Source organism: Amycolatopsis sp. NPDC047767 (assembly GCF_040704195.1).
Classification (GTDB): domain Bacteria; phylum Actinomycetota; class Actinomycetes; order Mycobacteriales; family Pseudonocardiaceae; genus Amycolatopsis.
Window position 1 is genome coordinate 1 of sequence record NZ_JBEYSJ010000066.1, and the last position, 23,271, is coordinate 23,271.

27 protein-coding genes and 1 rRNA gene are annotated in these 23,271 nt (G+C 71.3%); 14 read left to right on the forward strand and 14 right to left on the reverse strand.

The genetic code is table 11. The features are described from left to right. A 5S ribosomal RNA gene (rrf, locus tag AB0878_RS48595) occupies nucleotides 1-94 on the forward strand; the annotation flags it as partial. 85 nt (nucleotides 95-179) lie between these two features. Here rrf and AB0878_RS48600 read toward each other — a convergent pair. Further along, the gene (locus tag AB0878_RS48600) at nucleotides 180-1,124 is read right to left on the reverse strand and encodes an NADP-dependent oxidoreductase (RefSeq protein WP_366590305.1); all 945 of its coding nucleotides are present in this window, start codon (nucleotides 1,122-1,124) and stop codon (nucleotides 180-182) included. A 92-nt stretch (nucleotides 1,125-1,216) separates the two neighbouring features. On the opposite strand from AB0878_RS48600, the gene AB0878_RS48605 reads away from it, so the two are divergent. Next, nucleotides 1,217-1,792: a helix-turn-helix domain-containing protein gene (locus AB0878_RS48605; protein WP_366590307.1), complete on the forward strand. Its 576-nt coding sequence runs from the start codon at nucleotides 1,217-1,219 to the stop codon at nucleotides 1,790-1,792. A 6-nt stretch (nucleotides 1,793-1,798) separates the two neighbouring features. Here AB0878_RS48605 and cobF read toward each other — a convergent pair whose 3' ends face one another. Then, nucleotides 1,799-2,560, reverse strand: coding sequence for a precorrin-6A synthase (deacetylating) (cobF, locus tag AB0878_RS48610; protein ID WP_366590310.1), 762 nt, complete (start codon nucleotides 2,558-2,560; stop codon nucleotides 1,799-1,801). A 112-nt stretch (nucleotides 2,561-2,672) separates the two neighbouring features. On the opposite strand from cobF, the gene AB0878_RS48615 reads away from it, so the two are divergent. Both AB0878_RS48615 and AB0878_RS48620 read left to right on the forward strand, forming a co-directional pair. Continuing rightward, nucleotides 2,673-2,879, forward strand: coding sequence for a heavy-metal-associated domain-containing protein (locus AB0878_RS48615; RefSeq protein WP_220243038.1), 207 nt, complete (start codon nucleotides 2,673-2,675; stop codon nucleotides 2,877-2,879). Between the two features lie 6 nt (nucleotides 2,880-2,885). Continuing rightward, a complete protein-coding gene (locus AB0878_RS48620; protein WP_366590314.1) occupies nucleotides 2,886-5,120 on the forward strand; it encodes a heavy metal translocating P-type ATPase in 2,235 nt (744 codons plus the stop codon). 84 nt (nucleotides 5,121-5,204) lie between these two features. On the opposite strand, the gene AB0878_RS48625 is transcribed toward AB0878_RS48620, so the two are convergent. The 4 genes from AB0878_RS48625 to AB0878_RS48640 form a co-directional block, all read right to left on the reverse strand. Next, nucleotides 5,205-5,486 carry a metal-sensitive transcriptional regulator gene (locus AB0878_RS48625; protein ID WP_366590316.1) on the reverse strand — a complete coding sequence of 94 codons (282 nt, stop codon included), beginning with the start codon at nucleotides 5,484-5,486 and terminating at the stop codon, nucleotides 5,205-5,207. A gap of 78 nt (nucleotides 5,487-5,564) precedes the next feature. Beyond that, complete coding sequence (locus tag AB0878_RS48630; protein WP_366590318.1) at nucleotides 5,565-6,281, reverse strand: CPBP family intramembrane glutamic endopeptidase; 717 nt, start codon at nucleotides 6,279-6,281, stop codon at nucleotides 5,565-5,567. 126 nt (nucleotides 6,282-6,407) lie between these two features. Then, complete coding sequence (locus tag AB0878_RS48635) at nucleotides 6,408-7,430, reverse strand: M protein (RefSeq protein ID WP_366590320.1); 1,023 nt, start codon at nucleotides 7,428-7,430, stop codon at nucleotides 6,408-6,410. A gap of 120 nt (nucleotides 7,431-7,550) precedes the next feature. Continuing rightward, entirely contained in the window at nucleotides 7,551-8,270 is a 720-nt protein-coding gene (locus AB0878_RS48640; protein ID WP_366590324.1) for an MgtC/SapB family protein, read from the reverse strand. Between the two features lie 73 nt (nucleotides 8,271-8,343). Here AB0878_RS48640 and AB0878_RS48645 point away from each other — a divergent pair, with 73 nt between their 5' ends. Further along, nucleotides 8,344-8,964, forward strand: coding sequence for an L-threonylcarbamoyladenylate synthase (locus AB0878_RS48645; RefSeq protein ID WP_366590326.1), 621 nt, complete (start codon nucleotides 8,344-8,346; stop codon nucleotides 8,962-8,964). A gap of 13 nt (nucleotides 8,965-8,977) precedes the next feature. Here AB0878_RS48645 and AB0878_RS48650 read toward each other — a convergent pair whose 3' ends face one another. Beyond that, nucleotides 8,978-9,538, reverse strand: coding sequence for a TetR family transcriptional regulator (locus AB0878_RS48650; RefSeq protein WP_366590328.1), 561 nt, complete (start codon nucleotides 9,536-9,538; stop codon nucleotides 8,978-8,980). 112 nt (nucleotides 9,539-9,650) lie between these two features. Between AB0878_RS48650 and AB0878_RS48655 the strand changes: the two genes are divergently transcribed. Next, nucleotides 9,651-11,006 (forward strand): FAD-dependent monooxygenase, encoded by a 1,356-nt coding sequence (locus AB0878_RS48655; RefSeq protein WP_366590330.1) that lies wholly within the window; start codon nucleotides 9,651-9,653, stop codon nucleotides 11,004-11,006. Nucleotides 11,007-11,417: 411 nt separating this feature from the next. On the opposite strand, the gene AB0878_RS48660 is transcribed toward AB0878_RS48655, so the two are convergent. Continuing rightward, the gene (locus tag AB0878_RS48660) at nucleotides 11,418-12,992 is read right to left on the reverse strand and encodes an FAD-dependent monooxygenase (RefSeq protein ID WP_366590332.1); all 1,575 of its coding nucleotides are present in this window, start codon (nucleotides 12,990-12,992) and stop codon (nucleotides 11,418-11,420) included. Nucleotides 12,993-13,073: 81 nt separating this feature from the next. Here AB0878_RS48660 and AB0878_RS48665 point away from each other — a divergent pair, with 81 nt between their 5' ends. The 5 genes from AB0878_RS48665 (at nucleotide 13,074) to AB0878_RS48685 (ending at nucleotide 16,863) form a co-directional block, all read left to right on the forward strand. Then, nucleotides 13,074-13,814, forward strand: a complete 741-nt coding sequence (locus tag AB0878_RS48665; RefSeq protein WP_366590335.1) for a TetR/AcrR family transcriptional regulator — start codon at nucleotides 13,074-13,076, stop codon at nucleotides 13,812-13,814. A gap of 71 nt (nucleotides 13,815-13,885) precedes the next feature. Beyond that, the gene (locus AB0878_RS48670) at nucleotides 13,886-14,269 is read left to right on the forward strand and encodes a YciI family protein (protein ID WP_366590338.1); all 384 of its coding nucleotides are present in this window, start codon (nucleotides 13,886-13,888) and stop codon (nucleotides 14,267-14,269) included. Next, a complete protein-coding gene (locus AB0878_RS48675) occupies nucleotides 14,269-15,495 on the forward strand; it encodes a sigma-70 family RNA polymerase sigma factor (RefSeq protein ID WP_366590340.1) in 1,227 nt (408 codons plus the stop codon). The genes AB0878_RS48670 and AB0878_RS48675 overlap by 1 nt, the downstream gene beginning before the upstream one ends. A gap of 59 nt (nucleotides 15,496-15,554) precedes the next feature. Next, nucleotides 15,555-15,944: an SgcJ/EcaC family oxidoreductase gene (locus AB0878_RS48680; protein WP_366590343.1), complete on the forward strand. Its 390-nt coding sequence runs from the start codon at nucleotides 15,555-15,557 to the stop codon at nucleotides 15,942-15,944. Nucleotide 15,945: 1 nt separating this feature from the next. Beyond that, complete coding sequence (locus AB0878_RS48685; RefSeq protein WP_366590345.1) at nucleotides 15,946-16,863, forward strand: sigma-70 family RNA polymerase sigma factor; 918 nt, start codon at nucleotides 15,946-15,948, stop codon at nucleotides 16,861-16,863. Between the two features lie 17 nt (nucleotides 16,864-16,880). Here the strand turns inward: AB0878_RS48685 and AB0878_RS48690 are convergent, their stop codons facing one another. The 4 genes from AB0878_RS48690 to AB0878_RS48705 all read right to left on the reverse strand — a co-directional run bounded on the left by AB0878_RS48690 (nucleotide 16,881) and on the right by AB0878_RS48705 (nucleotide 19,719). Continuing rightward, nucleotides 16,881-17,213 carry a YciI family protein gene (locus AB0878_RS48690; protein ID WP_366590347.1) on the reverse strand — a complete coding sequence of 111 codons (333 nt, stop codon included), beginning with the start codon at nucleotides 17,211-17,213 and terminating at the stop codon, nucleotides 16,881-16,883. Between the two features lie 33 nt (nucleotides 17,214-17,246). Then, a complete protein-coding gene (locus AB0878_RS48695) occupies nucleotides 17,247-17,714 on the reverse strand; it encodes a nitroreductase family deazaflavin-dependent oxidoreductase (protein WP_366590349.1) in 468 nt (155 codons plus the stop codon). Between the two features lie 10 nt (nucleotides 17,715-17,724). After that, entirely contained in the window at nucleotides 17,725-18,465 is a 741-nt protein-coding gene (locus tag AB0878_RS48700) for an alpha/beta fold hydrolase (RefSeq protein ID WP_366590351.1), read from the reverse strand. 69 nt (nucleotides 18,466-18,534) lie between these two features. Then, the gene (locus AB0878_RS48705) at nucleotides 18,535-19,719 is read right to left on the reverse strand and encodes a sialidase family protein (RefSeq protein ID WP_366590353.1); all 1,185 of its coding nucleotides are present in this window, start codon (nucleotides 19,717-19,719) and stop codon (nucleotides 18,535-18,537) included. 139 nt (nucleotides 19,720-19,858) lie between these two features. On the opposite strand from AB0878_RS48705, the gene AB0878_RS48710 reads away from it, so the two are divergent. After that, nucleotides 19,859-20,449, forward strand: a complete 591-nt coding sequence (locus AB0878_RS48710; RefSeq protein ID WP_366590356.1) for a TetR/AcrR family transcriptional regulator — start codon at nucleotides 19,859-19,861, stop codon at nucleotides 20,447-20,449. Nucleotides 20,450-20,502: 53 nt separating this feature from the next. After that, complete coding sequence (locus AB0878_RS48715; RefSeq protein WP_366590358.1) at nucleotides 20,503-21,117, forward strand: MBL fold metallo-hydrolase; 615 nt, start codon at nucleotides 20,503-20,505, stop codon at nucleotides 21,115-21,117. Nucleotides 21,118-21,127: 10 nt separating this feature from the next. Here AB0878_RS48715 and AB0878_RS48720 read toward each other — a convergent pair whose 3' ends face one another. Continuing rightward, complete coding sequence (locus tag AB0878_RS48720) at nucleotides 21,128-21,373, reverse strand: hypothetical protein (protein ID WP_366590360.1); 246 nt, start codon at nucleotides 21,371-21,373, stop codon at nucleotides 21,128-21,130. Between the two features lie 184 nt (nucleotides 21,374-21,557). Between AB0878_RS48720 and AB0878_RS48725 the strand changes: the two genes are divergently transcribed. Continuing rightward, complete coding sequence (locus AB0878_RS48725; protein WP_366590362.1) at nucleotides 21,558-22,136, forward strand: TetR/AcrR family transcriptional regulator; 579 nt, start codon at nucleotides 21,558-21,560, stop codon at nucleotides 22,134-22,136. 77 nt (nucleotides 22,137-22,213) lie between these two features. Here AB0878_RS48725 and AB0878_RS48730 read toward each other — a convergent pair whose 3' ends face one another. After that, nucleotides 22,214-23,074, reverse strand: a complete 861-nt coding sequence (locus AB0878_RS48730; RefSeq protein WP_366590364.1) for an alpha/beta hydrolase — start codon at nucleotides 23,072-23,074, stop codon at nucleotides 22,214-22,216. Nucleotides 23,075-23,271 lie beyond the last annotated feature (197 nt).

The window sequence follows — 23,271 nt, forward strand, 5'->3', positions numbered from 1 at the left end:
AACGCCCGGTCCCATTCCGAACCCGGAAGCTAAGCCTGGTAGCGCCGATGGTACTGCAACCGAAGGGTTGTGGGAGAGTAGGACGCCGCCGAACTTACTTTGACAGTCAGGCCCCGGTTGAGAACCCCAGTGGTTCTCCCGGGGCCTGACTGCATTTCCACACCATTTTCGGCCTTGATCTAGAGGTCGATGACGATCTTGCCGCGCACGTGCCGGCCGGCCTGGAGCTCAGTCGCGCGGTGGATCTGCTCGACCGGGAAACTCGCCGCGATCGGCACCCGGAGCCGGCCTGCCGCGACCAGGCGGGCGATCTCTTCCAGGGCACCGGGAGCGGCGTTCGCGCCGTTGGCCGCCGGCACCCCGTCGACTTTCGTGGCGATGGTGCAGATGCGGCTGTCCGGAACGCCGAGTTCCCTCGCTGCGTGCAGTGTCTCTGTCCCGTACAGGTCGATGGCGGCGGTGACCCCACCGGGAGCGAGGGCTCGAACCCGGTCGGCCAGACCGTCGCCGTAGGTGACCGGCTCCGCTCCGAGCTCGCGCAGGAACTCGGACGACGCCGCTGATCCCGTGCCGATCACGCGCGCTCCGGCCATCCGCGCCAGCTGGACGGCGAAGACCCCGACCCCGCCGCCCGCGCCGCCGATCAGCACGGTGTCGCCCGGGCCGGGCGACACCGCGGCGAGGGCGGCGGAGGCCGTGCGGCCGGCGATGGTGAAGGTGGCGGCGGTGCGGTCGTCGACGCCCTCGGGAGTGTGGTGGGCCTCGTTCGCCGCGGCCCCGGCCGGGTCGATCACCACGAAGTCGGCGACCGCGCGCGACAGGGCGCCTCCGAACACGCGGTCGCCGGGCGCGAAGCCGGTCACTTCGGCACCGACCTGGTCGACGACCCCCGCGTAGTCGGTCCCGAACCCGGCCGGGAGGCTCAAGCCGAACCGGGCGGCGGTGTCCGCGTCGGCGGTCATGATCCAGTCCATCGGGTTCAGGCCGGCCGCGGTGACCCGCACCCGGACCTGTCCCGGGCCGGCCTGCGGAGCGGGAATCTCGCGGACGCCCAGGACTTCAGGGCCGCCGAACGAATCGAGCTGCACCGCCCTGCTCCTGCTCGTGGGCAAGTGATCGCTCATGTATGCCTGTCTCCTTGGCTGAGGGAACGCAGTGAAACGGACTATGCTCCGTTTGTATGGACGACCCTAACACAATCGGAGCGTGATCCGTTTTGGCTGAGGCGGAGATGCGTGCGCCGCGCGCGGACGCAACCCGTAACCGCGAGCAGCTGCTTGCGGTGGCGACTCGCGTGTTCGTGACGGCTGACGCCGAGCCGTCGATGCGCGCGATCGCCCGCGAGGCCGGGGTCGGCATCGCCACGCTGTACCGGCACTTCCCGACCCGCGAGTCGCTGGTCGACGCGGTCTACCGGGATCAGGTCGTGCGGCTGACGACCGGCGCTCGTGAACTGCTCGCCCGGGTGCCCCCGGCCGCGGCGATGCGGCGCTGGATGGACTTGTTCGGCGACTGGATCGCGACCAAGAGCGGGATGCTCGACACGCTGCTCGCGATGATCGAGTCGGGCGAGATCGCCCACGCGCAGACGCGGACCGAACTGCTGGCGGCCATCACGACGATCCTCGACGCCGGCCGCGCGGCGGGCGACCTGCGCTCCGACGTCACCGCCGAAGACCTCGCCGCCGCCCTCATCGGCATCTTCACAGTGGCCCCGCGGCGCGAGCAGGAGGCCAAGGCCGGCCGCCTGCTGAACCTCCTGATGGACGGCCTCCGGCCACCGCCGGGCTGAGCCGCCTTACCGCTGGGGCCGGCGCAGGAGATACGTGTCCATGATCCAGCCGTGCTTCTCCCGCGCCTCCGCGCGGACCGAGCTGATGCGCGCCGCCAGGGCGGAGTCCAGCGGGCCCGACAGCAGGATCTCGTCCGGCGTCCCCACGTATGCGCCCCAGTAGATGTGGAGCCCCTGGTCGGCGAACTGGTCGAAGGTGGTGTGGGCGTCGAGCAGGACGAAGACGTCGTCGGCGTCCGCGGGCCAGCCCGCGGCGAGGCGGCGGCCGGTGGTGAGCTGGACGGCGCGGCCGATCTGGTTCATCGTCGTGCGGTGGCGGGCGACCAGCGCGGAAATGCTGCTCACGCCGGGGATCACCTCGTAGTCGAAAGCGACGTTGCCGCGCGCGAGGACTGCCTCGATGAGGGCGATGGTGCTGTCGTACAGCGACGGGTCGCCCCAGACGAGGAAGGCGCCGGTGTCGTCGGGGCCGAGCTCGTCGCGGATGAGGCGCTCGTAGACGTCCGCGCGGAGCTCGTGCCAGTCGGCGACAGCGGCGCGGTAGTCGGTCGGTGTGCGGTCGCGCGAAGGATCCGTGGCCGTGACCACGCGGTGGGGGCGTGTGACGAAGCGCGCCAGGATGTCCTGGCGCAGCCGCACGAGGTCGGCCTTCGCGGAGCCCTTGTCGAGGACGAAGAACACGTCGACGCGGTTGAGGCGGTCGATCGCCTGCACCGTGAGGTGTTCCGGGTCGCCGGCGCCGATCCCGATCGCGTAGAGCTTCCGCATCACCGCAGTCTGCCGGGCCGGGTAACCGGTCCCACAGGCGGCCCACGTGGTGAACCCCTACCCCCAAGGGGTATAAAGAGATCAGGAAAGCCACAGCACGAAGGAGCCGGTGATGACCGAAGCCACCTACACCGTCGAGGGTATGACCTGCGCGCACTGCGTCGGCGCGGTGCGTGAAGAGGTCGGGGAGCTCGCCGGTGTCCGGGAAGTCGACGTGGACCTCGCGTCGGGTGCGGTGAAGGTCGTCAGCGAGCAGCCGCTGGCCGTGGACGCCGTCTCGGCGGCCGTCACCGAGGCCGGCTACCGGCTGGTCGCGTAGGCCGCCATGACCACGACGACACACGCTCCACAGACGGTCGAGCTCGTCATCGGCGGGATGACGTGCGCCTCGTGCGCCGCCCGCGTGGAGCGCAAGCTGAACAAGGTCGACGGGGTCACGGCGAGCGTCAACTACGCCACCGAGAAGGCCCACGTCGAGTTCCCGGCCACGATCTCGGTCGACGACCTGGTCGGCGTCGTCGAGGCCACCGGCTACACGGCGCAGCGCCCCGAGCCCGAGAAGCCCGAAGCGCCCGAGCCCGACGACGAGACGCGTCCCCTGCGCGACCGGCTCGTCTACTCGGCGCTGCTGACGGTGCCGGTGATCCTTCTCGCGATGGTCCCCGCGCTGCAGTTCGACAACTGGCAGTGGCTCTCGCTCACCCTGGCCGCGCCGGTCGTGGTGTGGGGCGCGTTCCCGTTCCACCGCGCCGCGTGGACCAACCTGCGCCACGGCGCCGCGACCATGGACACGCTGATCTCTCTCGGCGTCTCCGCGGCCACGCTCTGGTCGCTCTACGCCCTGTTCTTCGGCACCGCCGGCATGACCGGGATGCGCGACGCCTTCACCCTGACCGTGACGCCGGGGATGGGCACGAACAGCATCTACCTCGAGGTCGCCTCCGGCGTCACCACGTTCATCCTCGCCGGCCGCTACTTCGAAGCCCGCGCCAAGCGCCGCTCCGGCGCCGCCCTGCGAGCGTTGTTCGAGCTCGGCGCGAAGGACGTCACCGTCCTCCGGAACGGCACCGAGCGTCGGGTCCCCGTGAGCGAACTGCGCGTAGGCGACAGCTTCGTCGTCCGGCCCGGCGAGAAGATCGCCACCGACGGCGTGGTCACCGAAGGCAGCTCCGCGGTCGACCTCAGCATGATCACCGGCGAGTCCGTGCCCGTCGAAGTCGCCGCCGGCGACGCCGTGACCGGCGCGACCGTGAACGTCGGCGGCCGCCTGGTCGTGAAAGCCACCCGGATCGGCGAGGACACCCGCCTCGCCCAGATGGCGCGCCTCGTCGAGGAAGCCCAGAACGGCAAGGCCGCCGTCCAGCGGCTGGCCGACCGGGTGTCCGGGATCTTCGTCCCGATCGTGCTCATGCTCGCCCTGATCACCCTCGTCGCGTGGCTGGCCGGTGGCGGCGACGTCGCCGAAGCCTTCACCGCCGCGGTCGCCGTGCTGATCATCGCCTGCCCCTGCGCGCTCGGCCTCGCCACGCCCACGGCGCTGCTGGTCGGCACCGGCCGCGGCGCGCAGCTCGGCATCCTGATCAAGGGCCCCGAGGTGCTCGAATCCACCCGGCGCGTCGACACCGTCGTGCTCGACAAAACCGGCACCGTCACCACCGGTCGCATGAGCCTCACCGCCGTCCACGCCGCCGAGGGCGTCACGGAGGCCGAGGTCCTGCGCTACGCCGGAGCCGTCGAAGACGCCTCCGAGCACCCCATCGCGAAGGCCATCGTGGCCGGCGCCCGCGACCGCGTCGGCGAACTGCCCGCGGTCCAGGAGTTCCGCTCGACCGAGGGCCTCGGCGTCACCGGCCTCGTCGACGGCACCGCCGTCCTCGCCGGCCGCGCCGCTTTCCTGGCCGACTGGGGCATTCACGTCGACGGTCCGCTCGCCGACGCCAAGTCGGCGGCCGAGCAGCAGGGCGCCACGGCGGTGTTCGTGGCCTGGGACGGCGCGGCCCAAGCCGTGCTGGTCGTCGCCGACACGATCAAACCCACCTCGGCCCGAGCCGTCGCCGAGCTGCGCGCGCTCGGCCTCACCCCGGTCCTGCTGACCGGTGACAACGCGGGCGCCGCTCAGGCCATCGCGCAGGCCGCCGGGATCGACGAGGTCATCGCCGAGGTCCTGCCCGAAGACAAGGTCGCGGTGGTCAAGCGGCTGCAGTCCGAGGGCCGCGTGGTCGCCATGGTCGGCGACGGCGTCAACGACGCCGCCGCCCTCGCCCAAGCCGACCTCGGCCTGTCCATGGGCACCGGCACCGACGCCGCCATCGAGGCCGGCGACCTCACTCTCGTCCGCGGTGACCTGCGCGCCGCCGTCGACGCCATCCGCCTCGCGCGGCGCACGCTCGGCACGATCAAGGGCAATCTGTTCTGGGCTTTCGCCTACAACGTCGCCGCTCTGCCGCTGGCGGCGTTCGGCCTGCTCAACCCGATGATCGCCGGGGCTGCCATGGCCGTTTCGTCGGTGTTCGTGGTCTCGAACAGCCTCCGCCTGCGCGGCTTCCGCGCCGCACGCTGAACCGCACACAAAAGAGGGGCACCCCGGCCGGGGTGCCCCTCTTTCAGTGTCCGAATTTCACGGTCCGGATTTCACCGTCCGAACCTACGAGCGGACCAGCCGCGCGATCGCGTCGGAGGCCTCGCGGACCTTCAGATCGGCTTCCTCACCGCCGGCCGCCGCGGCCTCCACGACGCAGGTGGCCAGGTGCTCGTCGAGCAACTCGAGCGAGAACGACTGCAGCGCCTTCGTGGCCGCCGACACCTGCGTGAGGATGTCGATGCAGTACTTGTCCTCCTCGACCATGCGTTGCAGGCCCCGGATCTGTCCCTCGATGCGGCGCAGACGCTTCAGATAGGCATCCCGCTCGTTGCCGTAGCCCGTCATCGCGCATCGTCCCCTTCGTTCGCACCCGTACGTCGTCGAGTATACCCACCCCACGTATCCGATACGGGGTATGCGTATTCACGCCCGGACGGCCACCGCGATGACGAGCCCGCCGACGTTCGTCGTGAAGTGCACCAGCACCGACGCCAGCACGCCCCGGCCGAAGTGCCGCCACGCGTACAGGAAGACACCCGCCGCGGCGGCCGCGACCATCGCGAGCACCTGCAACAGCTGCGTCGGGATGCCGCCCAACGCCGCCTGCACGGCCGCGTTGCGCCCGACGGCCAGCGCCGGCAAGAAGTGCCACAGCCCGAAGAACGCCGACGCCCCGAGGATCGGCCCCCACCGCCAGCGGTCGTCGCGCGCGCCGAGCAGCGCCGGCAGCACGCCGCGGAACGCGATCTCCTCCACGATCACCGTGCCGAACGTGATCCGCCCGAGCGTGAGCCACAGCAGTTGCGGCAGGTCGGGGTCGCCGACGCGCCCGTCGTCGTAGACGGTCCGCAACGCCGGCACCGCGGCCGCGATGCCGAAGACGACCAGGAAGAACGCCGCCCCGATCAACCCGGTGACGGCCGCCCGCCCGAGCGTCGCGCGGCTGACGCCGAGGTCGGCCGACGTGTACCCGGCGCCGAACGCGAGCGCGAGCAGCACCGCCGCCGTCACCGCACCGCAGATCGGGTACGCCCAGCCCGGCAGGACCCGGTTGGCGAGCGTGGTCGCCGTGGCCAGCACCACCACGCACACGACGACGAGCAGCAACCGCGTCGACGTCCTCGGCCCGGTGATGGTCATGGCCCCAACTTAGGGGCGCACGTGATCTCGGCAGGGCGCTCCACGCCGGGGACGGGGTGAAAAGCCGGGGCGGCGCCGCGTGCTCAGGCTGCCCGGAAGAAGTTGCAGGAGTGAGACAACCGCAGGTCAGCCGGTTGCGGTTGCCTCGGTGAGCGCCGGTTTGCGGCGCTGGACGGGCACGGGGGTGTCGGTGTCGCCGGGCTGCGGGTCGAGCGCGGCGGTCGCCGACGCGAGGAGCTCGCGCGTGCCGGTGAGCGCCGTTTTCAGGCGGTGGTGGATGGCCGTCAGTTCGGCGACGCGATCGTCGGCCTGGGTGACGATGTCGTTGGCGTGCTCGGTCGCGCGGCGAACCCGGGCGTCGGCCTCCGTCTGCGCTTCGGCGATCTGCGCGGCGAGCACGCGGTGGGTTTCCGTGCGCTGGTTCTCCAGGTCGCGCAGGGTTTCCGTGCGCTGGGCAGCCAGCGCCCGCTCGGTTTCGACGCGTTCGGTCTCCAGCTTGCGCAGCGTTTCGGTGCGCTGCGCGTTCAGGTTCCGCACTGTCTCGGTGCGGTGGGCGTCGAGCTCGCGCAGCGTTTTCGTGCGCTGGGTGTCCAGTTCGGTGATCGTTGCGGTGCGGCGCTGGTGCAGGGCCTCGGTGAGGTCGTCCTCCATGCGGCGGCGCCGCGTGGCGGCGGCCTCGTCGGCGGCGGCGCGTTCGGCGGCCGCGCGGCGCATGAACTCCTCGTGCGCGGCCTGCTGGCGACGGCGATCTTCCTCGGTCGCGGCGACGAGCGCGCGTTCCTTCTCGGTGAGCCGCACCGCCTCGGCCTCGGCGTCGAGCCGCGTCTGCTCCGCCTTTTCCTTTGCCCGCGCGATGATTTCCGAAGCTTCTTCGCGAGTCAGCTCGATCATGCGCCGTGATCGTTCCTGGAGCGCGTCGGCTTCTATGGGGGTGCGGCTGATGCGGTCGATCGTCGCGTGCAGCTCGCGGTTGTGCTCCGCCAGCCGGGCCGAGCGCCGCATCGCCGCGTCGCGTTCGGCCGCCACGCGGCGGAGCTCTTCCTGGGCCCAGGCCACGAATTCCTTGACCTGGCCTCGGTGATAGCCGCGCCAAGCCGGTTCGAAACGCGGCTCGACGGACATCAGGTCCTCGCCACCTTCGGGGGCCATGGCCTCACCTCCCATTTGGATGGTTTCTCCCCGGGCGCGTTTTTTTCGTTGCCGCACCGAGGTTTCCGTGTGCCGTCCAGTGTGCCCGAAGACCGGGCCGCTGTGTGGACAGGCACGCGATCAATCTTCGAGTGGATCTTCCGCGCCCGTCGCGGTGCTCCGCACACCGGCCAGTTCCGCGAGTTCCGCCGTCAATTCCGCGAGATCACCGCGGCCCTGCAGGCGCAGCGTGACGACCGCGATCCGTTGCCCCTCTTCGGAAACCGTCTCCCTGTCGACCGCCACCCGGTGGACCACCCAGCCGCGTTCGGTACAGCTCGCGAGAACGTTTCGCAAAACTCCGTGCCCATCGGAGTAGCTCAGCCGCAGAATGGGTGGTTCACGCCGATGCCGTGCCACGAACCGGGAAAGGGGCGGGAAACCGCGAGTGATCACGATCAGTCCGACGGTCGTCGCCACCGCGAGCACGGGCAGCCCCGCGCCGCACGCGACGCCGACGGCCGCCGCGAGCCACACCGTCGCGGCCGTCGTGAGCCCGCGCACGGCGTCGCGGCGCACGAAGATCAGCCCGCCGCCGACGAACCCGATGCCCGAGACGATCTGCGCCGCGATCCGCGACGGGTCGAGCGCCACGTGCTCGGTGTTCAGCAGATCGGCGAACCCGTACTTCGACACGAGCATGAACACCGCCGACCCCACGCCCACCAGCGTGTGTGTGCGCAGGCCGGCCTGTTTGTTGCCGACCTCGCGCTCGAGGCCGATCGCCGTGCTCAGCACCAGGGCGAGCAGCACGGGGAGCAGCAGTGACCACTGTGCGTCCGTGGACCAGAGAGCGTGCACGCGGACACTTTGCCTCGCCGCGCGCTGGCGCGCCCGCCCGGCCCCCGAGGTGGATCACCCCTAAGCTCGGCGCATGGCCCGCTACTTCGACGTGCACCCGCAGAACCCGCAGCGGCGCTCGCTGGCCCAGGTTGTGGACCTGCTTCGCGAAGACGGGCTCATCGCGTACCCCACCGACTCGTGCTTCGCGCTCGGCTGCCGGCTCGGCAACCAGGAGGGCATGGAGCGGATCCGGGCGATCCGCAAGCTCGACCACCGCCACCACTTCACGCTCGTCTGCCAGGACTTCGCCCAGCTCGGGCAGTTCGTGCATGTGGACAACGCGGTGTTCCGCGCGATCAAGGCCACCACGCCCGGGCCGTACACGTTCATCCTCCCCGCGACGAAGGAAGTGCCGCGGCGGTTGATGCACGCGAAGAAGAAGACGGTCGGCGTGCGCATCCCGGAGCACGTGGTCACGCAGGCGCTGCTGGCCGAGCTCGGAGAGCCGATCCTGTCGAGCACGCTGCTGCTGCCCGACTCCGGCGAGCCCCTCACCCAGGGCTGGGAGATCAAGGAAGAGCTCGATCACCAGCTCGACGCGGTGCTCGACTCCGGCGACTGCGGCGTCGAACCGACCACGGTGGTCGACTTCTCGTCCGGCGAGGCGGAGATCGTCCGCTACGGCGCGGGCGACGCGACGCGGTTCGAGTGAGCTTCGAGGGAGCTCAGTACCCCACGAGGTAGCGCTGCAGCGTCGGCCCGAGCCAGCGCACGGCCTCGTCGTCGGTCATCTCCGCGACCGGCGGTAGCCGCAGCACGAACCGGCACAGCGCCAGGCCCAGCACCTGCGACGAGATCAGCCCGGCGCGCACCGGCGCCTCGGCGGGATCCGGGCACACCTTCGCGACCTGCGGTCCGAGCTGGTCGGCGAAGATCGAGCGCATGCGTCCGGCCGCCGTCTCGTTGGTGACGCCCGCGCGCAGGAGCGCGAACAGCGTCTCGTCGCCCGACCAGCGCGCCAGCACGTGCCGGGCGAGCAGCGTGCCGATGTCTTCGAGCGGCAGCTGCGTGAAGTCGGGCAGGCGCAGGTCGAAGTGGGCCGCGGCCGCGAAGAGCTTCTCTTTGGAGCCGTAGTAGCGCATCACCATCGACGGGTCGATGGCCGCGTCGGCCGCGATCGCGCGGATCGTCGCGCGCTCGTACCCGTCCGCGGCGAAGCGCTCGCGGGCGGCGTCGAGGATGGCGGCGCGCGTCGCGTCGGAGCGCCGGGGTCGGGCCAAGGTCATGCCAACAACTGTAGGCCAACAGGTGTTGACAGGGCTAGTACCAGGGCGTCTACTGAATGCCAACAGGTGTTGGCAAACGGATGTTGACTTGGGGGTCGACATGGAATCGGAAGTGCTGGTGGTCGGAGCCGGACCCGTCGGGCTGCTGCTCGCCGGGGATCTCGCCGAGGCGGGCGTGGCCGTGACGGTGCTCGAACGGCGGACCACGGGATCGAACCTGACCCGGGCGTTCGGGGTGCACGCCCGCACGCTGGAGCACCTCGACGTGCGCGGCGTCGCCGACGAGCTCATCGCCACCGGCGCGCGGCTGCGTGAGCTGCGGCTGTTCGACCGGGTCGAGATCGACCTCGCGAAGCTGCCCTCGCGCCACGGCTACCTGCTGATCACCCCGCAGACTCACACCGAGGAGATCCTGCGTTCGCGCGCCGAGCGGCTGGGCGCGAAGTTCGTGTGGGGCGCCGAGGTGCGCACGCTCGCCCAGGACCACGACGGCGTCGACGTCACCACCGCCGACGGCGCGCGCTACCGCGCCCGCTACCTCGTCGGCACCGACGGCCTGCACAGCGTCGTACGCCGGCAGCTCGGCCTGCCGTTCCCCGGCCGTTCGGTGCTGAAGTCGATCATGCTGGCCGACGTCCGCCTCGCCTCGCCGCCCGAAGACCTCCTCATGGTCAACGGCGTCGGCGACGGCTTCGCGTTCGTCGCCCCCTTCGGCGACGGCTACTACCGCGTGTTCGCCTGGGACCGGCGCTCGCAGGTGCCGGACGACGCGCCGCTTTCGCTCGACGAGGTCCGCGACATCACCCGCCGCTCCCTCGGCACCGACCTCGGCATGCACGACGCCCGCTGGCCCTCCCGCTTCCACAGCGACGAGCGCCAGGCCCCGCACTACCGCTCCGGCCGCGTCTTCCTCGCCGGCGACGCCGCCCACGTCCACTCACCCGCCGGCGGCCAGGGCATGAACACCGGCCTGCAGGACGCGGCCAACCTGAGCTGGAAACTCGCCGAGGTCCTGGCCGGCCGCATGCCGGAGACGCTGCTCGACACGTACGAGACCGAGCGCCACCCGGTCGGCCGCCTCGTGCTCCGCAGCAGCGGCGCGATCATCCGCCTGGCGATGATCAGGCCGCTCGTGCTCCGCGAAGCCCGCAACCGCCTCCTCGGCGCCGCGTTGTCCGTGGGCCCGCTCGCCCGCCGCGTCGCGGGGGTTGTCTCGGGGGTGGGTATTCGTTACGCGCCTCCGAAGGGTGCTGATCGTCTGGTCGGAGCTCGTGCTGAGGACCGGGTGCTTCCTGGGGACCGGCTGTACGAGCAGTTGCGGGGTGGCCGGTTTGTGTACGTCGGTGACCGCCGGCCGGCCGGATTGCCGGAGCGGGTGGTGTTCGCGCGGGGTGCCGGGGAGGTGCTGGTGCGGCCGGATGCGCACGTCGGCTGGGTCGGGGATCCGGTGGGGTACTTCGGCCGGTGAGCTCGGTTTGCCCGGGTGGCTGCCTGTGTTGGTGGTTGCGTGGCGGTCATGTCTTCGTCGGCGAGCACCGCTCGGCCGGGTTGCCGGACCAGGTGGTGTTCGTGTGGAGGTGCGGGCACGTACTGGTCCGGTCCGTGGCCCATATGGGCTGGGGCGGGATGCGGTGGGGTGCTGCGGCCGGTGAGCTCGGTTTGCTCGCGCGGGTGCCTGTGTTGGTGGTTGCGTGGCGGTCATGTCTTCGTGGGTGACCACCGCCTCGCGAGTCGGCCGGACCAGGAGGTGTTCGCGCGGGGAGGTCCTGGTCCGGGCTGATGTGCATGTGGGCGTGGGGGATCCGGGCGTGTACTTCGGCCGCCGAGCCGGGCTGGGCACGGTGGGCGGGCCGCGTCGGACGGCCGCCCGTGGGAGTGGTCAGCCAACGACGGCCGCCGGGTGGCCGAGGATGCGGGCGCAGGCGTCGGCGAGGGGGAGGTCGGAGGACGAGTGCCACGCGACGATGGCATCGGGGCGGAGGAGGAGGGCGCCGTCGGGGGAGAGGGCGGTGGAGGTGAGCCAGGTGGGGTCGGGGATCGAGACCGTGCGGAGGCCGAGGTGGTGGGCGATCGCGGTCCAGTGGGTTTCGCCGGGCGGAGTGAGGAGGACGAAGCCCGGGCCGGCGACGTCCACAGTGGACACCCCGGGCGAGACCCAGGCGTGGGGCACGCGGGTGCCAGGCCGGCCGGCCGGCGCGTAGTGGTCGGAGGGGGCGGGGCCGCGGGTGTCGGGGACGAAGGCGCCCTCGTCGTACTGCACGCCGAAGAGGGCGGTGACCGGGTCGACCGGGACGTCGCCGCTGGTGACGGACGTGATCATGGTGCCCAGGTGGCCGCTGATCCGGCTGGAGAACTCGGCCGTCGCGTAGCCCAGGGGCCGGCGTTCGGCGTGGTAGGTGTCGAGCAGCGCGGGTGACGCCGACCCGGCGAGCACGGCCGCGAGCTTCCACGCCAGGTTGTGGACGTCGCCGATCGCGGTGTTCGCGCCGGCCGCGGCCAGGGGCGGCATGGCGTGCGCGGCGTCGCCGGCGAGGAAGACGCGGCCCTCGGCGTAGCGGTCGGCCACGTACATGCCCGACTCCCACGGCATCAGGCTCAGCACCTCCACGTCGAGGTCCGGCACGCCGACCACGGTGCGCAGCAGGTCGCGCCAGCCGTCGTCGCCCAGGGTCGCGGAGCCGGTGAAGTCCGACGTGGAGAACAGCCACCGATCGGTGCCGTTCACCGACACGAACGCGCCCGACGCCGCCGGGTTCTCGATCCGGCACAGGTTGAACTTCTTGTCCCGCACCAGATCCGTGAGATCCGCGCGGAAGGCGATGTCGAGGTTGTCCGCGAGGTGGCCGTAGCCGCTGCGCGGGATCCCCAGCGCCTCGCGGACCGGGCTGCGCGCCCCGTCGGCCGCGATCAGGTAATCCGCCGTCACTTCCGAGACCTCGCCCCCGGCGGAACGCAGCGACGCCGTGACCTCCGAAGGGGACTGCGTGAACGACACCAGCTCCGTCGAGAACCGCACCGAAACCCCACGATCCTCCGCGGCGCGACGCAATACCGGCTCCAGCACGTCCTGCGGGCACAGCACGCTCGGCGCCGGGCTCTGATCGTTCATCCGGCCGAACTGCGCCATGCCGGCCTCCATTGCCGGCGTGATCTCCGGCCACGTCGCCTCGGCCAGCGTCGGCCCGCTCAGTATCCCCGCGAACGACGCCAGCGGCACACTCGCCTCCGCCACCGCGTCGCTCAGGCGGAGCGCACGGAACACCTCGTTGCTGCGGTGGTTGAACCGCCGCGCCTTCGGCTGCGGTGACGTGCTCGCGTGCTTCTCCACCAGCACCGCGCGCACGCCGTGGTGGTGCAGCAGCAGCGCGGCGGTCAATCCGGCGACCCCACCGCCGCTGATCAGCACCTGCGTCCGTTCGTTCATGACAACCCCCAGTTCGACCGGCTTGGACATCCATTGATCATGTGTGTACGTCGTACACTCTATGTACGTTGTACACGCCGAGTAGGATCGACGCAACCGACAGGAGGCCGCTTGAGCGCTCAGGGAACCCCGACCCCGCCGATCTGGCTGCTGCCCGAACCACCGGAACGGCGGTGGGGCCTCGGCCGCGCGGAGATCGTGAAGACCGCGATCGCGATCGCCGACTCCGGTGGCTCCGACGCGCTCACCATGCGCGCCGTCGCGAAGGAGCTGGGCTCGTCCACGCCCATGTCGCTCTACCGCTACGTGCACAACAAGGACGGCCTCGTCGACCTCATGCTCGACGCCGCGAACGCAGAGGTCACCACCCCCGAGAAGCCGAGCGAGGACTGGCGTGCCGAGCTGTCGCGCGTCGCGCACGACTCGTGGTCGATGATGAAACGCCACTCGTGGTTCGCCGAGCTCGTGCACCAACGCCCGCCCGCCGGGCCGCACGCGAGCCGCCGCCAGGAGTTCGTGCTGAGCACCTTCGTCGGGCTGGGCCAGGACCTGCCGGCCGCGGTCTCCTACCACCGGCTGCTCGACGGTTACGTCGTCGGCCAGGCCCTGCAGCGGACCGAGGAGCGGAAGATGTGGCAGCGGCAGGGGTTCCGCGGGCTCGGCGACGTCCAGGAACTGGCCGGAGCCTGGTTCGTCGACTTCAGCGACGCGGAGCCGCGTTTCCCGCTCCTCGAACGCGTGGTCAAGGACTTCCTCAGCGCCGACCCCCACGCCCCGGCCACCCCCGCCGAAGACGTTCAGTTCGAGCTCGGGCTCGACTGCCTGCTCGACGGGATCGCCGCGCGCCTGTAGCACCGTCGCCGCGGTGTGGTCCGGGACACGCTAGGTTGGGCCTCGTCGGGATCCGCACCGGGGAGGACGTCGTGAAGTTCCTGCTGATCATGCACATGAACCCCGAGGTCTGGGACGGCCTCTCGGAGGAGACCCGCAACGCGGTCATGGCCGGCCAGGGTGACTTCATGGCGAAGATCCGCGCGACGGGCGAGATGATCAACACCCAGGCGCTCGGTTCGCCCGCGGACAGTGCCGTGGTGCGCGTCCGCGACGGGGTGCCGGCGGTGACCGACGGGCCGTTCATCGAGTCGAAGGAGTTCCTCGCGGGCTTCTACCTGGTGGAGTGCGAGAGCCGGGAGCGCGCGCTCGAGGTCGCCGCGATGATCCCCGACGCCGGGATCGAGGGCCTCGGTGTCGAGGTCCGGCCGATCCTGTTCTACGCCGACGCCGAGAGCGACATCGAGCCCGGCTGATGGACGTCGACCTGCTCCGGCCGCTCGTGCCGCAGGTGCTCGGGGTGCTGGTGCGCCGGTACGGCCAGTTCGAGGCGTGCGAGGACGCCGTGCAGGAGGCGTTGCTCGCGGCCGTCGAGCAGTGGGCCGACGGAGACGTGCCGGACAACCCGCGCGCGTGGCTGCTCACCGTCGCGACCCGGCGGCTCACCGACCTGTGGCGCAGCGAGAGCGCCCGGCGCCGGCGCGAAGAGAACGTGGCCGTCCAAGAGGTCACCCAGGTGGCCGGGCCGGGCGAGGACCGCGCGCCGGAGCACGACGACACGTTGACGCTGCTGTTCCTGTGCTGCCATCCGGCGGTGACGCCGAGCTCGCAGGTCGCGCTGACGTTGCGCGCGGTGGGCGGCCTGACCACGGCGGAGATCGCGACCGCGTTCCTGGTGCCCGAGGCCACGATGACGCGGCGGATCACGCGCGCGAAGGAGAGCATCGCGGCCGCGGGGTCGACGTTCGCCGAGCCCTCGGCCGAGGACTGGCCCGCGCGGCTGCAGGTCGTGCTCCACGTGCTGTACCTGATCTTCAACGAGGGCTACACCGCGTCTTCGGGCGAGGAGCTGCACCGCGTGGAGCTGACCGCGGAAGCGATCCGGCTGACCCGCGCCGTGCATGCGCTGCTGCCCGACGACGGTGAGGTCGCGGGACTGCTCGCCCTGATGTTGCTCACGGACGCCCGGCGCCCCGCGCGGACGCACGAGGGTGCGTTGCTGCCGCTGGCCGACCAGGACCGTCGCTTGTGGACGGTGCCGCTGATCGCGGAGGGCCTCGTGCTCGTGAACCGCACGCTCGGGCGCGGACCGGTGGGGCCGTACCAGGTGCAGGCCGCGATCGCCGCGCTGCACGACCGCGCGGCGAGCACCGAGACCACGGACTGGCCGCAGATCGTCGAGCTCTACGACGTGCTGGCGGAGCTCGCGCCCAGCCCGGTCGTGACGCTCAACCGGGCGATCGCCGTCGCGATGGTCGACGGGCCGGCCGCCGCGCTGAACCTGCTCGCCACCGTGGCGGACGACAGCCGGCTCAAGCAGGGCCACCGCCTCGACGCCGTGCGCGCCCACCTGCTGGAGCTCGCCGGCGACACCGACGCGGCCCACGCGCACTACCTCCGCGCGGCCAAACGGACGTCGAGCCTGCCCGAACGCCGGTACCTGCAATCGCGAGCCGAAAAGTTCCTGCCGGTTCGGCGATGAGTTCCGGGCGGCCCGCCGGTATGTCCCTGCGAAACCACTTCACGGAAGGGACCGCCACGATGACCACCACCGCCACCCCCACCGAGATCCGCGATCTGCTGACCGGCCTCTACGCCGCGTGGGCCGACAACGACGCCGACGCGTTCGCCGCGCGCTACACAGAGAACGCGACCGTGGTGATGCCCGGCGTCTTCCACCAGGGCCGTGCCGCCGTGCGCGAGTACATGGGCGCCGCGTTCGCCGGTCCGCTCAAGGGTTCGCGCGGCGTCGACGAGCCGCAGGACGTGCGCGTGGACGGCGACACCGCGATCGTCGTCAGCCGCGCCGGGATCCTGTTCGCCGGCGAGGACGCCCTGCCGGCCGAACGCGAGCGCATCGCCACCTGGGTCCTGACCCGCGCCGACGGGTCGTGGTCGGTCGCCGCCTACAGCAACGCCCCGGCGCACTGACGTGCCCGACTTCGCGGCGAGCACCGGTCCGCACCGGGCCGAGCTGGTGGTGCACTGCTACCGCCTGCTCGGCTCGGTGCACGAGGCCGAGGACCTCGTGCAGGAGACGATGCTGCGCGCCTGGCGCGCGTGGGATCGCTACGACAGCACGCGCGCCTCGATCCGGACCTGGCTCTACCGCATCGCGACCAACGCGTGCCTCACCGCGCTCGAAGGCCGCGCCCGCCGGCCGTTGCCGACGGGACTCGGCGGCCCGAGCGAAGACCCGCTGCAGCCGCTGGTGCCGGCGTTCGACGTGCCGTGGCTGCAGCCGCTGCCCGACGACCCGGCCGCCGTCACCGCCGCGCGCTCGGGCGTGCGGCTCGCGTTCGTCGCGGCGATGCAGATGCTGCCGCCGCGTCAACGCGCGGTGCTCGTGTTGCGGGACGTGCTCGACTTCAGCGCCGTCGAGGTCGCCGAACTGCTCGGCACCACCGCGGCCTCGGTGAACAGCGCCTTGCAACGCGCGCGAACCGGCGTCGCCGGGGTGTCGGCCGACGAGCTCACCGAATCGGGTGACGAGGTGATCGACGGCTATGTCCGCGCTTTCGAGGCGGCCGACGTCGACGCGCTGGTTTCTCTGCTGACCGACGAGGTCGTGCTGGAGATGCCGCCCGTCCCGCTCTGGTACCGCGGCCGCGCCGACTACGCCCGCTTCATGGCGCGCGTGTTCGAGATGCGCGGCACGCGCTGGCAGCTGCGGCGTACGCACGCCAACGGCCAGCCGGCCTTCGCCGCCTACTGCTGGGACGGCTCGGACTTCCGCTTGCACACGCTGCAGGTGTTCTCGATCGCCGACGGCCGCGTCGCGCACACCGTCGTGTTCCAGGACCCCGGGGTGTTCGAGGTGTTCGGCCTGGCGCCGGTGCTCACTCGCTGAAGCCCGCCCGTTCGGACTCAGCCGCCGAGCAGCGGCCGGACCTCGACGCCGCCGTCGAGCACGGGGACGAAACCGCCGATCTCCACGGCGTGGTCGAGGTCGCGCGCGTCGACGATGAAGAAGCCGGCCATGGCTTCCGGGCTCACCGCGAAGGCGCCGGGGGTGACCGACGCGCCGCGAAGCGACCGCGTCATGGCCGAGGGCTGGGTGGCGTACCCGGCGATCAGCGTGCCGCCCGAAGCGGTGATGCGGTCCTCGACGCGGGCGTGCTCTTCGAGCAGCTCGGGCGGGAGATCCGCGACGCCGCCGGGCGTCTCGCGTTCGTAGATCAGGATCGCGTAGTGCGGCATCCGCCTCTCCTTCGCTCGGCCGAATGGCCCAAGCTACCGGGGCGAGAGGAGGAACACCCGGATTTCGCGATGGGCGGCGCGCACGGCGTACGTGTCGTAGGCGGGCCAGTACCGGGCGACGGCGTCCCACATCTCCTGGCGCTCGTCGCCTTCGAGGAGCCGGCCGCGGACCGGGGTGGTGCGCCCGCGCATGCTGACCGTCGCCTCGGGCTGGGCGAGCAGGTTCGCCGACCACGCGGGTTGTTTCTCGCCGCCCCAGTTGGAGCCGATCACGACGTAGCCCCCGTCGCGTTCGACGTAGAGCAGCGGCACCTGGCGCGGCTCACCGCTCGTGCGGCCGACCGTGGTGAGCAGCAGGGCCGGCAGACCCAGCGGCGTGCCGACGCCGAGGCGGCCGCCGGTCACGCGCAGCATCAGGCGGTCGGCGGGGACGAGCGCCCGGCCGAGCGCGGCGAACGCGGGGGTCTTGCCGAACCCGGTGAGGAGCTTTCGCAGTCCCATTTCGCGCACCCTACTGGGTGATCACCAAGGTCTTCCGCAGTGCCGCCACGACGTCGGCGAGGTGCTCGGTGAGGTAGAAGTGGCCGCCGGGGTGGGTCGTGAAGTCGAAACCGCCGGTGGTGTGGGCGGCCCAGGCGCGGACGTCTTCGGGGGTCACGCGCGGGTCGTCGGCGCCGGCGTGCGCGTGGATCGGCGCAGCCAGCGGTGGGGCGTCGGGGTGGGTGTGGGTTTCGACGGCGGTGTAGTCGGCGCGCAGCGCGGGCAGGACGAGGGCACGCAGTTCTTCGTCGGCGAGCACGCGCGGGTCGGTGCCGCTGAGGTTCGCGACTTCGGCGAGCAACGCGTTGTCGTCGAGCAGGTGTTTGGTGTTGTCGCCCGGGCGGGACGGGGCGCGGCGGGCGGAGACGACCACGGCGTGCGGCCCGGAACCCCGGGCCTCCAGCCGCAGGCCGACTTCGTAGGCGAGCATGGCGCCCATGCTGTGGCCGAAGAGCACCACGGGCACGTCGAGCCACGGCAGCACGGCTTGGGTGATGGCGTCGGCGAGGTCCGGGATCCGCGTGAGCGGCGGTTCGCCGAAGCGGTCCTGCCGGCCGGGGTACTGCACGGCGAGCACGTCGACGTCGGGCGAGAGCGCCTTCGAGAACGGGTGGAAGAACGACGCCGAACCGCCCGCGTGCGGCAGGAACACCAGGCGCACCGGTGCGTCGTCCGCCGGGTGGTAGCGCCGGATCCACCGGTCTTCGGTCATCGCCGTGCCCCTTCCGCCCCGGTCCCCGATCCTGCCGCACCCCCAGGCGCGGCAGGACCGAGGTGTGGGTCAGCGCACGCCGGAAAGCGGGATGCGCTGGAACACCACGCTTTCGTAGGGGCCGGCGGTGCCCGTCTCGTACAGCAGGCCGACGGTCGCCGGGTCGGCTTGCACGAGGTCGGAGTAGCCCGCCGGGTTGCTCGTCAGCGTGCGGCCCGGGTTCCACGTACGCCCGCCGTCCGAGCTGAGCCGCAGCTGCATCACCGCGCGGGTGGCCGGGTCGGCCGGACCGGAGTAGACCAGCAGCCAGGGGATCGTGGTCTGCAGCACGCTGCCTTCCACCTTCGTGCCGGAGATCCCCGGCTGCACCTGGTACGGGCGCACGAGCGTCTTGCCGCCGTCGAAGCTGTAGCCGTCGACGCGGTGGTCGGCGGCGGAGCCCTGGTTGCGGCTGGTGAAGTACAGCGCGCCCGTGGGCAGCTCGGTCATCGACGTCTCGTTGGCGGCGATCACGCCGTCGGTGCGGTCGTCGGTGAAGCCGATGTGCCAGGTGCGGCCGTTGTCGTCGCTGTAGAGGTCGTGGCCGCCGTAGTACTTCGCCTCCGTGCCGACGTCGGTCGAGCCGGCGGGCGGAGCGCTGGAGTGGTTGGCGGGCACCACGATCCGGCCGGCGTGGGGGCCGTGGCGAAGGAGCGTGGCGTGTCCCGGACCGGTGGCGTACCAGCGCCAGGTGGGCAGTTTGGTCTCGGAGGTGATGTCGCGGGCCGGCGTCCAGGTGCGGCCGTTGTCGGGGCTGCTGGACACGAACACCCGGCGGGTGTCCTGCGCGGACGCGGTGCCGGACATGATCTGCGCTTCGCTGACCGGTCCGTTGTGGACGGTCAGCAGCACCAGCTCGCCGTCGCGCGCCACGACCGGGGTGGGGTTGCCGGCGGTGTTGTCGCCGTTGCTGTCCACGACGGTCAGCGGGCCCCAGGTGCAGCCGCCGTCGCGCGAGGTTTTCGACACGGTCTGGATGGCGCCGGAGTCGCCGGCCGAGTCGCGCCGGCCTTCGGCGAACGCCACCAGCGACCCGTTGGCGGCGCGCACGACCGCGGGGATGCGGAAGGTGTCGTAGCCCTCGGAGCCGGAGGTGAAGGGCACCGACGACGTGCAGCCGTGGTGCGTGGGTGCGGCCGTGGCCGCGGGGGTGAACGACAGCCCGAGTGCGGCTGCCGCGAGAAGAGTCGTCCCGAACCTGCGGATCGGTGACACGTTCCGCCTCCTCGTCAGTGGGGATGGGGGAGAGACACAGGACGTGGGATGTCCGACGTCCTATGTCCGGACAACCTAGGGAGCGGTGCGGGGTTCGTCAAGGTGTTGTCGCTGCCTACACGCGCGTAGGGTTCCGGCCATGATCCAGGCGCGCACCGGCTACCACCACGGCAACCTGCGGGCGGTGCTGCTCGAGAACGCCGAGCGGGTGCTGGAGGAGTCGGGGCCCGACGAGCTGTCGCTGCGGCAGCTCGCCCGCGACGCCGGCGTGAGCCACGGGGCGCCGCGCCAGCACTTCGCGGACAAGCGGGCGTTGCTCGACGCCCTTGCTGAGCGGGGTTTCGAGCAGCTGGGCCAAGAGCTCGAGGCAGCGCGCGCGGACGACGGTGCGCCGTTCTCCGCCGCGCTGCTGGCCTTCGCGCGGGCGTGGGTGGGGTTCGCGACGAGGCGGCCGGCGCTGCTGGACCTGATGTTCGCGGCGAAGAACCGCGAGGACGCCCGTGACCTGCGGGCGGTGGCGGACCGGACGTTCGCCGCGACGTCGGCGATGATCGCCCGTGCGCAGGCGGGAGGCGACGTGGTGGCGGGTGAGCACGTGGCGTTCGCGATCTTCGCGACGCTGCAGGGGCTGGCCGCGCTCGTGACCAGCGGGATGAGCGGGACGCGGCCGGTGGCGCAGCTGGTGGACGAGACCATCGCGACGCTCGTCGAGGGGCTGCGGCCGCGCTGAGCTGTCGCTATTTGAGACCACCGCGGCTCGTGGTGCGTGCGATCGTCCCGGGCGTGGACGTCGATCTCACGGTGACCGCCGGGAACTACCGCTTCGACGGGGTGTCGTTCGCGGTCGACACGAACATCTGGCTCCTCGGCGACGAGGAGGAGGTGCTGGTCGTCGACGCCGGCTTCGACGCGACCGCCATCGCCGCCGCGATCGACGGGCGCGACGTGCTGGGCATCCTGTGCACCCACGCGCACAACGACCACGCGGACGCCGCGCTCACCCTGGCCGACGCGACGGGCGCGCCCGTGCTCCTGCACCCAGGCGACGCCAAGCTGTGGGCCACGGTCAATCCGGGCCGCCGCCCCGACGCCGAGCTGGCCGACGGGCAGGTGCTCACCGTCGCCGGCTCACCGGTGGTCGTGCTGCACACCCCGGGTCACACGGCGGGTTCGGTGTGTCTGCACCTGCCCGACGAAGGCCTGCTCTTCAGCGGTGACACGCTCCTGTCCGGCGGCCCGGGCATGACCGGCGACGTGATGTCGAGCGCCTCGACGCTGCACGATTCGGTGCGCCGGAAATTGCTCGTGCTGCCCGATGAAACGGTGGTGCACCCGGGTCACGGATACGACACCGACATCGGCACCGAACGCGTGGAATCGTGGGCCGGACGGATTTGACCGGCCGCGGTCAGATTCTTTCGCACGCGATCGTGAGGTCCACGCCGTAGAGCACGTAGGAACATTCGTGCGACGCGTGGGTGACGTCGGTTTCCGTGCAGGCCAAGGGGAAACCGAGCACGTCGATGGAGCAGTAGGCGTAGAACCGGTCCGGGTTGCCGGGCACTTGGTCGGCTGACGCGGGCAGTGCCGTGGCCACCAGCCCGCCGCACACGAGTGCGCCGGCCGTGGCCCAGGAAGCGATTCGGGTTTTCATCTTCGCCGTCCTTTCCGTCGAACGCGGGGTTTCCGCTTTCGGGAAATGCCCGGATTCCGGTGGTTCCACCCCTTGAGTCACCCCAACGTGTCATTTCCGGCTGTCGTGGGCGTCACGGTCGTCGACGGGGAAAAGATGATGGTCCTCATATATCATGGAGGGAGGTTTCCCCTGAGGAGGACGCATGGGACGCGTGTCGCGAGCCGAGGCCGATCGGCACCGCAGTGAGGTCGTCACGGCAGCCGCACGGCTGTTCCGCGAGCGGGGCGTCGGTGGCGTCAGTGTCGCCGAGCTGATGGGCGAAGTGGGCCTCACGCAGGGCGGGTTCTACCGGCAGTTCGCGTCGAAGGAAGCGCTGGCCGGGGAAGCCGCGGCGGAGGCGTTCGAGCAGTTGGCCGCGCAGCTGCGGCAGATCCCCGAGGCGCCGGTGGGCGAGCGGCGCGCGGAGCTGGCGGCTTCGTACATGTCGCAGGAATCGCGGGACACGCCGGGCGAGGGCTGCCCCGCCACGGCGCTCGGCGGCGAGGCCGCGCGGGACGAGCAGGGGAGCCCGCTGCGCAAGTCGTATGCCGACGGCGTGCGGACATTCCTCGACGTCCTCGCCGAGTTCGACGGCGAGTCCGCCACGCGGGAAGACCACATGGCGACGCTGGCGACGTTGGTGGGTGCGCTGTACCTGGCCCGGGGGACGGCGGGGGATCCGCTGTCGGACGAGATCCTCGAAGCCGCGCGCCGGCGGGTGGTCGAGACCTCGCACGAGTGAGTCCTTTGTGGATTTTCGGTTGAGCGCACGACAATGGTCCGGCACCGCGGTGCCGGACCATTGTCCGTTGTGGAGGATCAGCCGAGGAAGGCGTTGACGTCACCGGCGAACTCGGTGGCGTAGTGGAACAGGAAGCCGTGGCCGGCGCCCGGGTAGAGGGCGAGGCGGGCGTTGGGCAGGTGGTCCGCCAGGACCTTCGAGTTGGGCGTGGGGACCATGATGTCGTTGTCCCCGTTGGCGACCAGCGTCGGCTGCGTGATGGCGGCGAGGCGCGCGAGGCGGCTCGGGTCCGGGATGCCCCACGCGCTGATCGCGTCGAGCTGCGCGTCGCGGGTGGCGAGCGTGACGCCCTCGTCGCGGTCCTCGGTGCGCGTGAAGATGCGCTGCACGAATTCCCAGCCCTTCGCGACACCGGTCGGAGTCTTGGCGAAGAACAGGTGCAACAGGTGCTCGGCGGCGGGCTCGTCGGCCGTGGCGGCGTTGCCGGTCTCGCCGGTCCAGGTGTGGAAGCCGAAGCCGCCTTCGTGGCTGGTGCCGGCGAGCACGAGCCGGTTCACCAGCAGGGGCCGGATGAGGACGAGTTCCTGCGCGACGAACCCGCCCAGCGAGAAGCCGAGCACGTCGATGTCGGTGAGCCCGAGCGCGTCGAGGAAGGCCAGCGCGTCGTGCGCCATGGCGGTGACGGTGCGCGGGGTGGCGCCCGAGCTGCCGCCGACGCCGGTGTTGTCGAACAGGATCACCTCACGCTCGGCCGCGATCGCGTCGACCAGCTGCGGGTCCCAGTTGTCGAGGTTGCCGCGGAAGTGCTGCAGGAACACCAGCGGGCGCACGTCGCGCTCGGTGTTGCCGAAGCGGCGGTAGGCGTAGGTGACGCCGTTGCCGGCCTCGACGGTGAGGTTCGGGGCGGTCAGCTGGCTGGGGGTGATGGTCTGCGACATCTCCGGGACTCCTTCGACTGGGTCGATCTGCTTGATTAGATTATGTACCTCATCTATTCGAGAGTGATAGATGACGTGCATCACCTAAACGGGCTGTCTCGGGCTAGTTGTGATGTCCGGGGACGTTGTTCTCGGTTGAGGTGAGGTCGGCCTGTCGTGCAGACAGGCGAAGGCCTCCGGTTGTGAAGTGGAGCTGT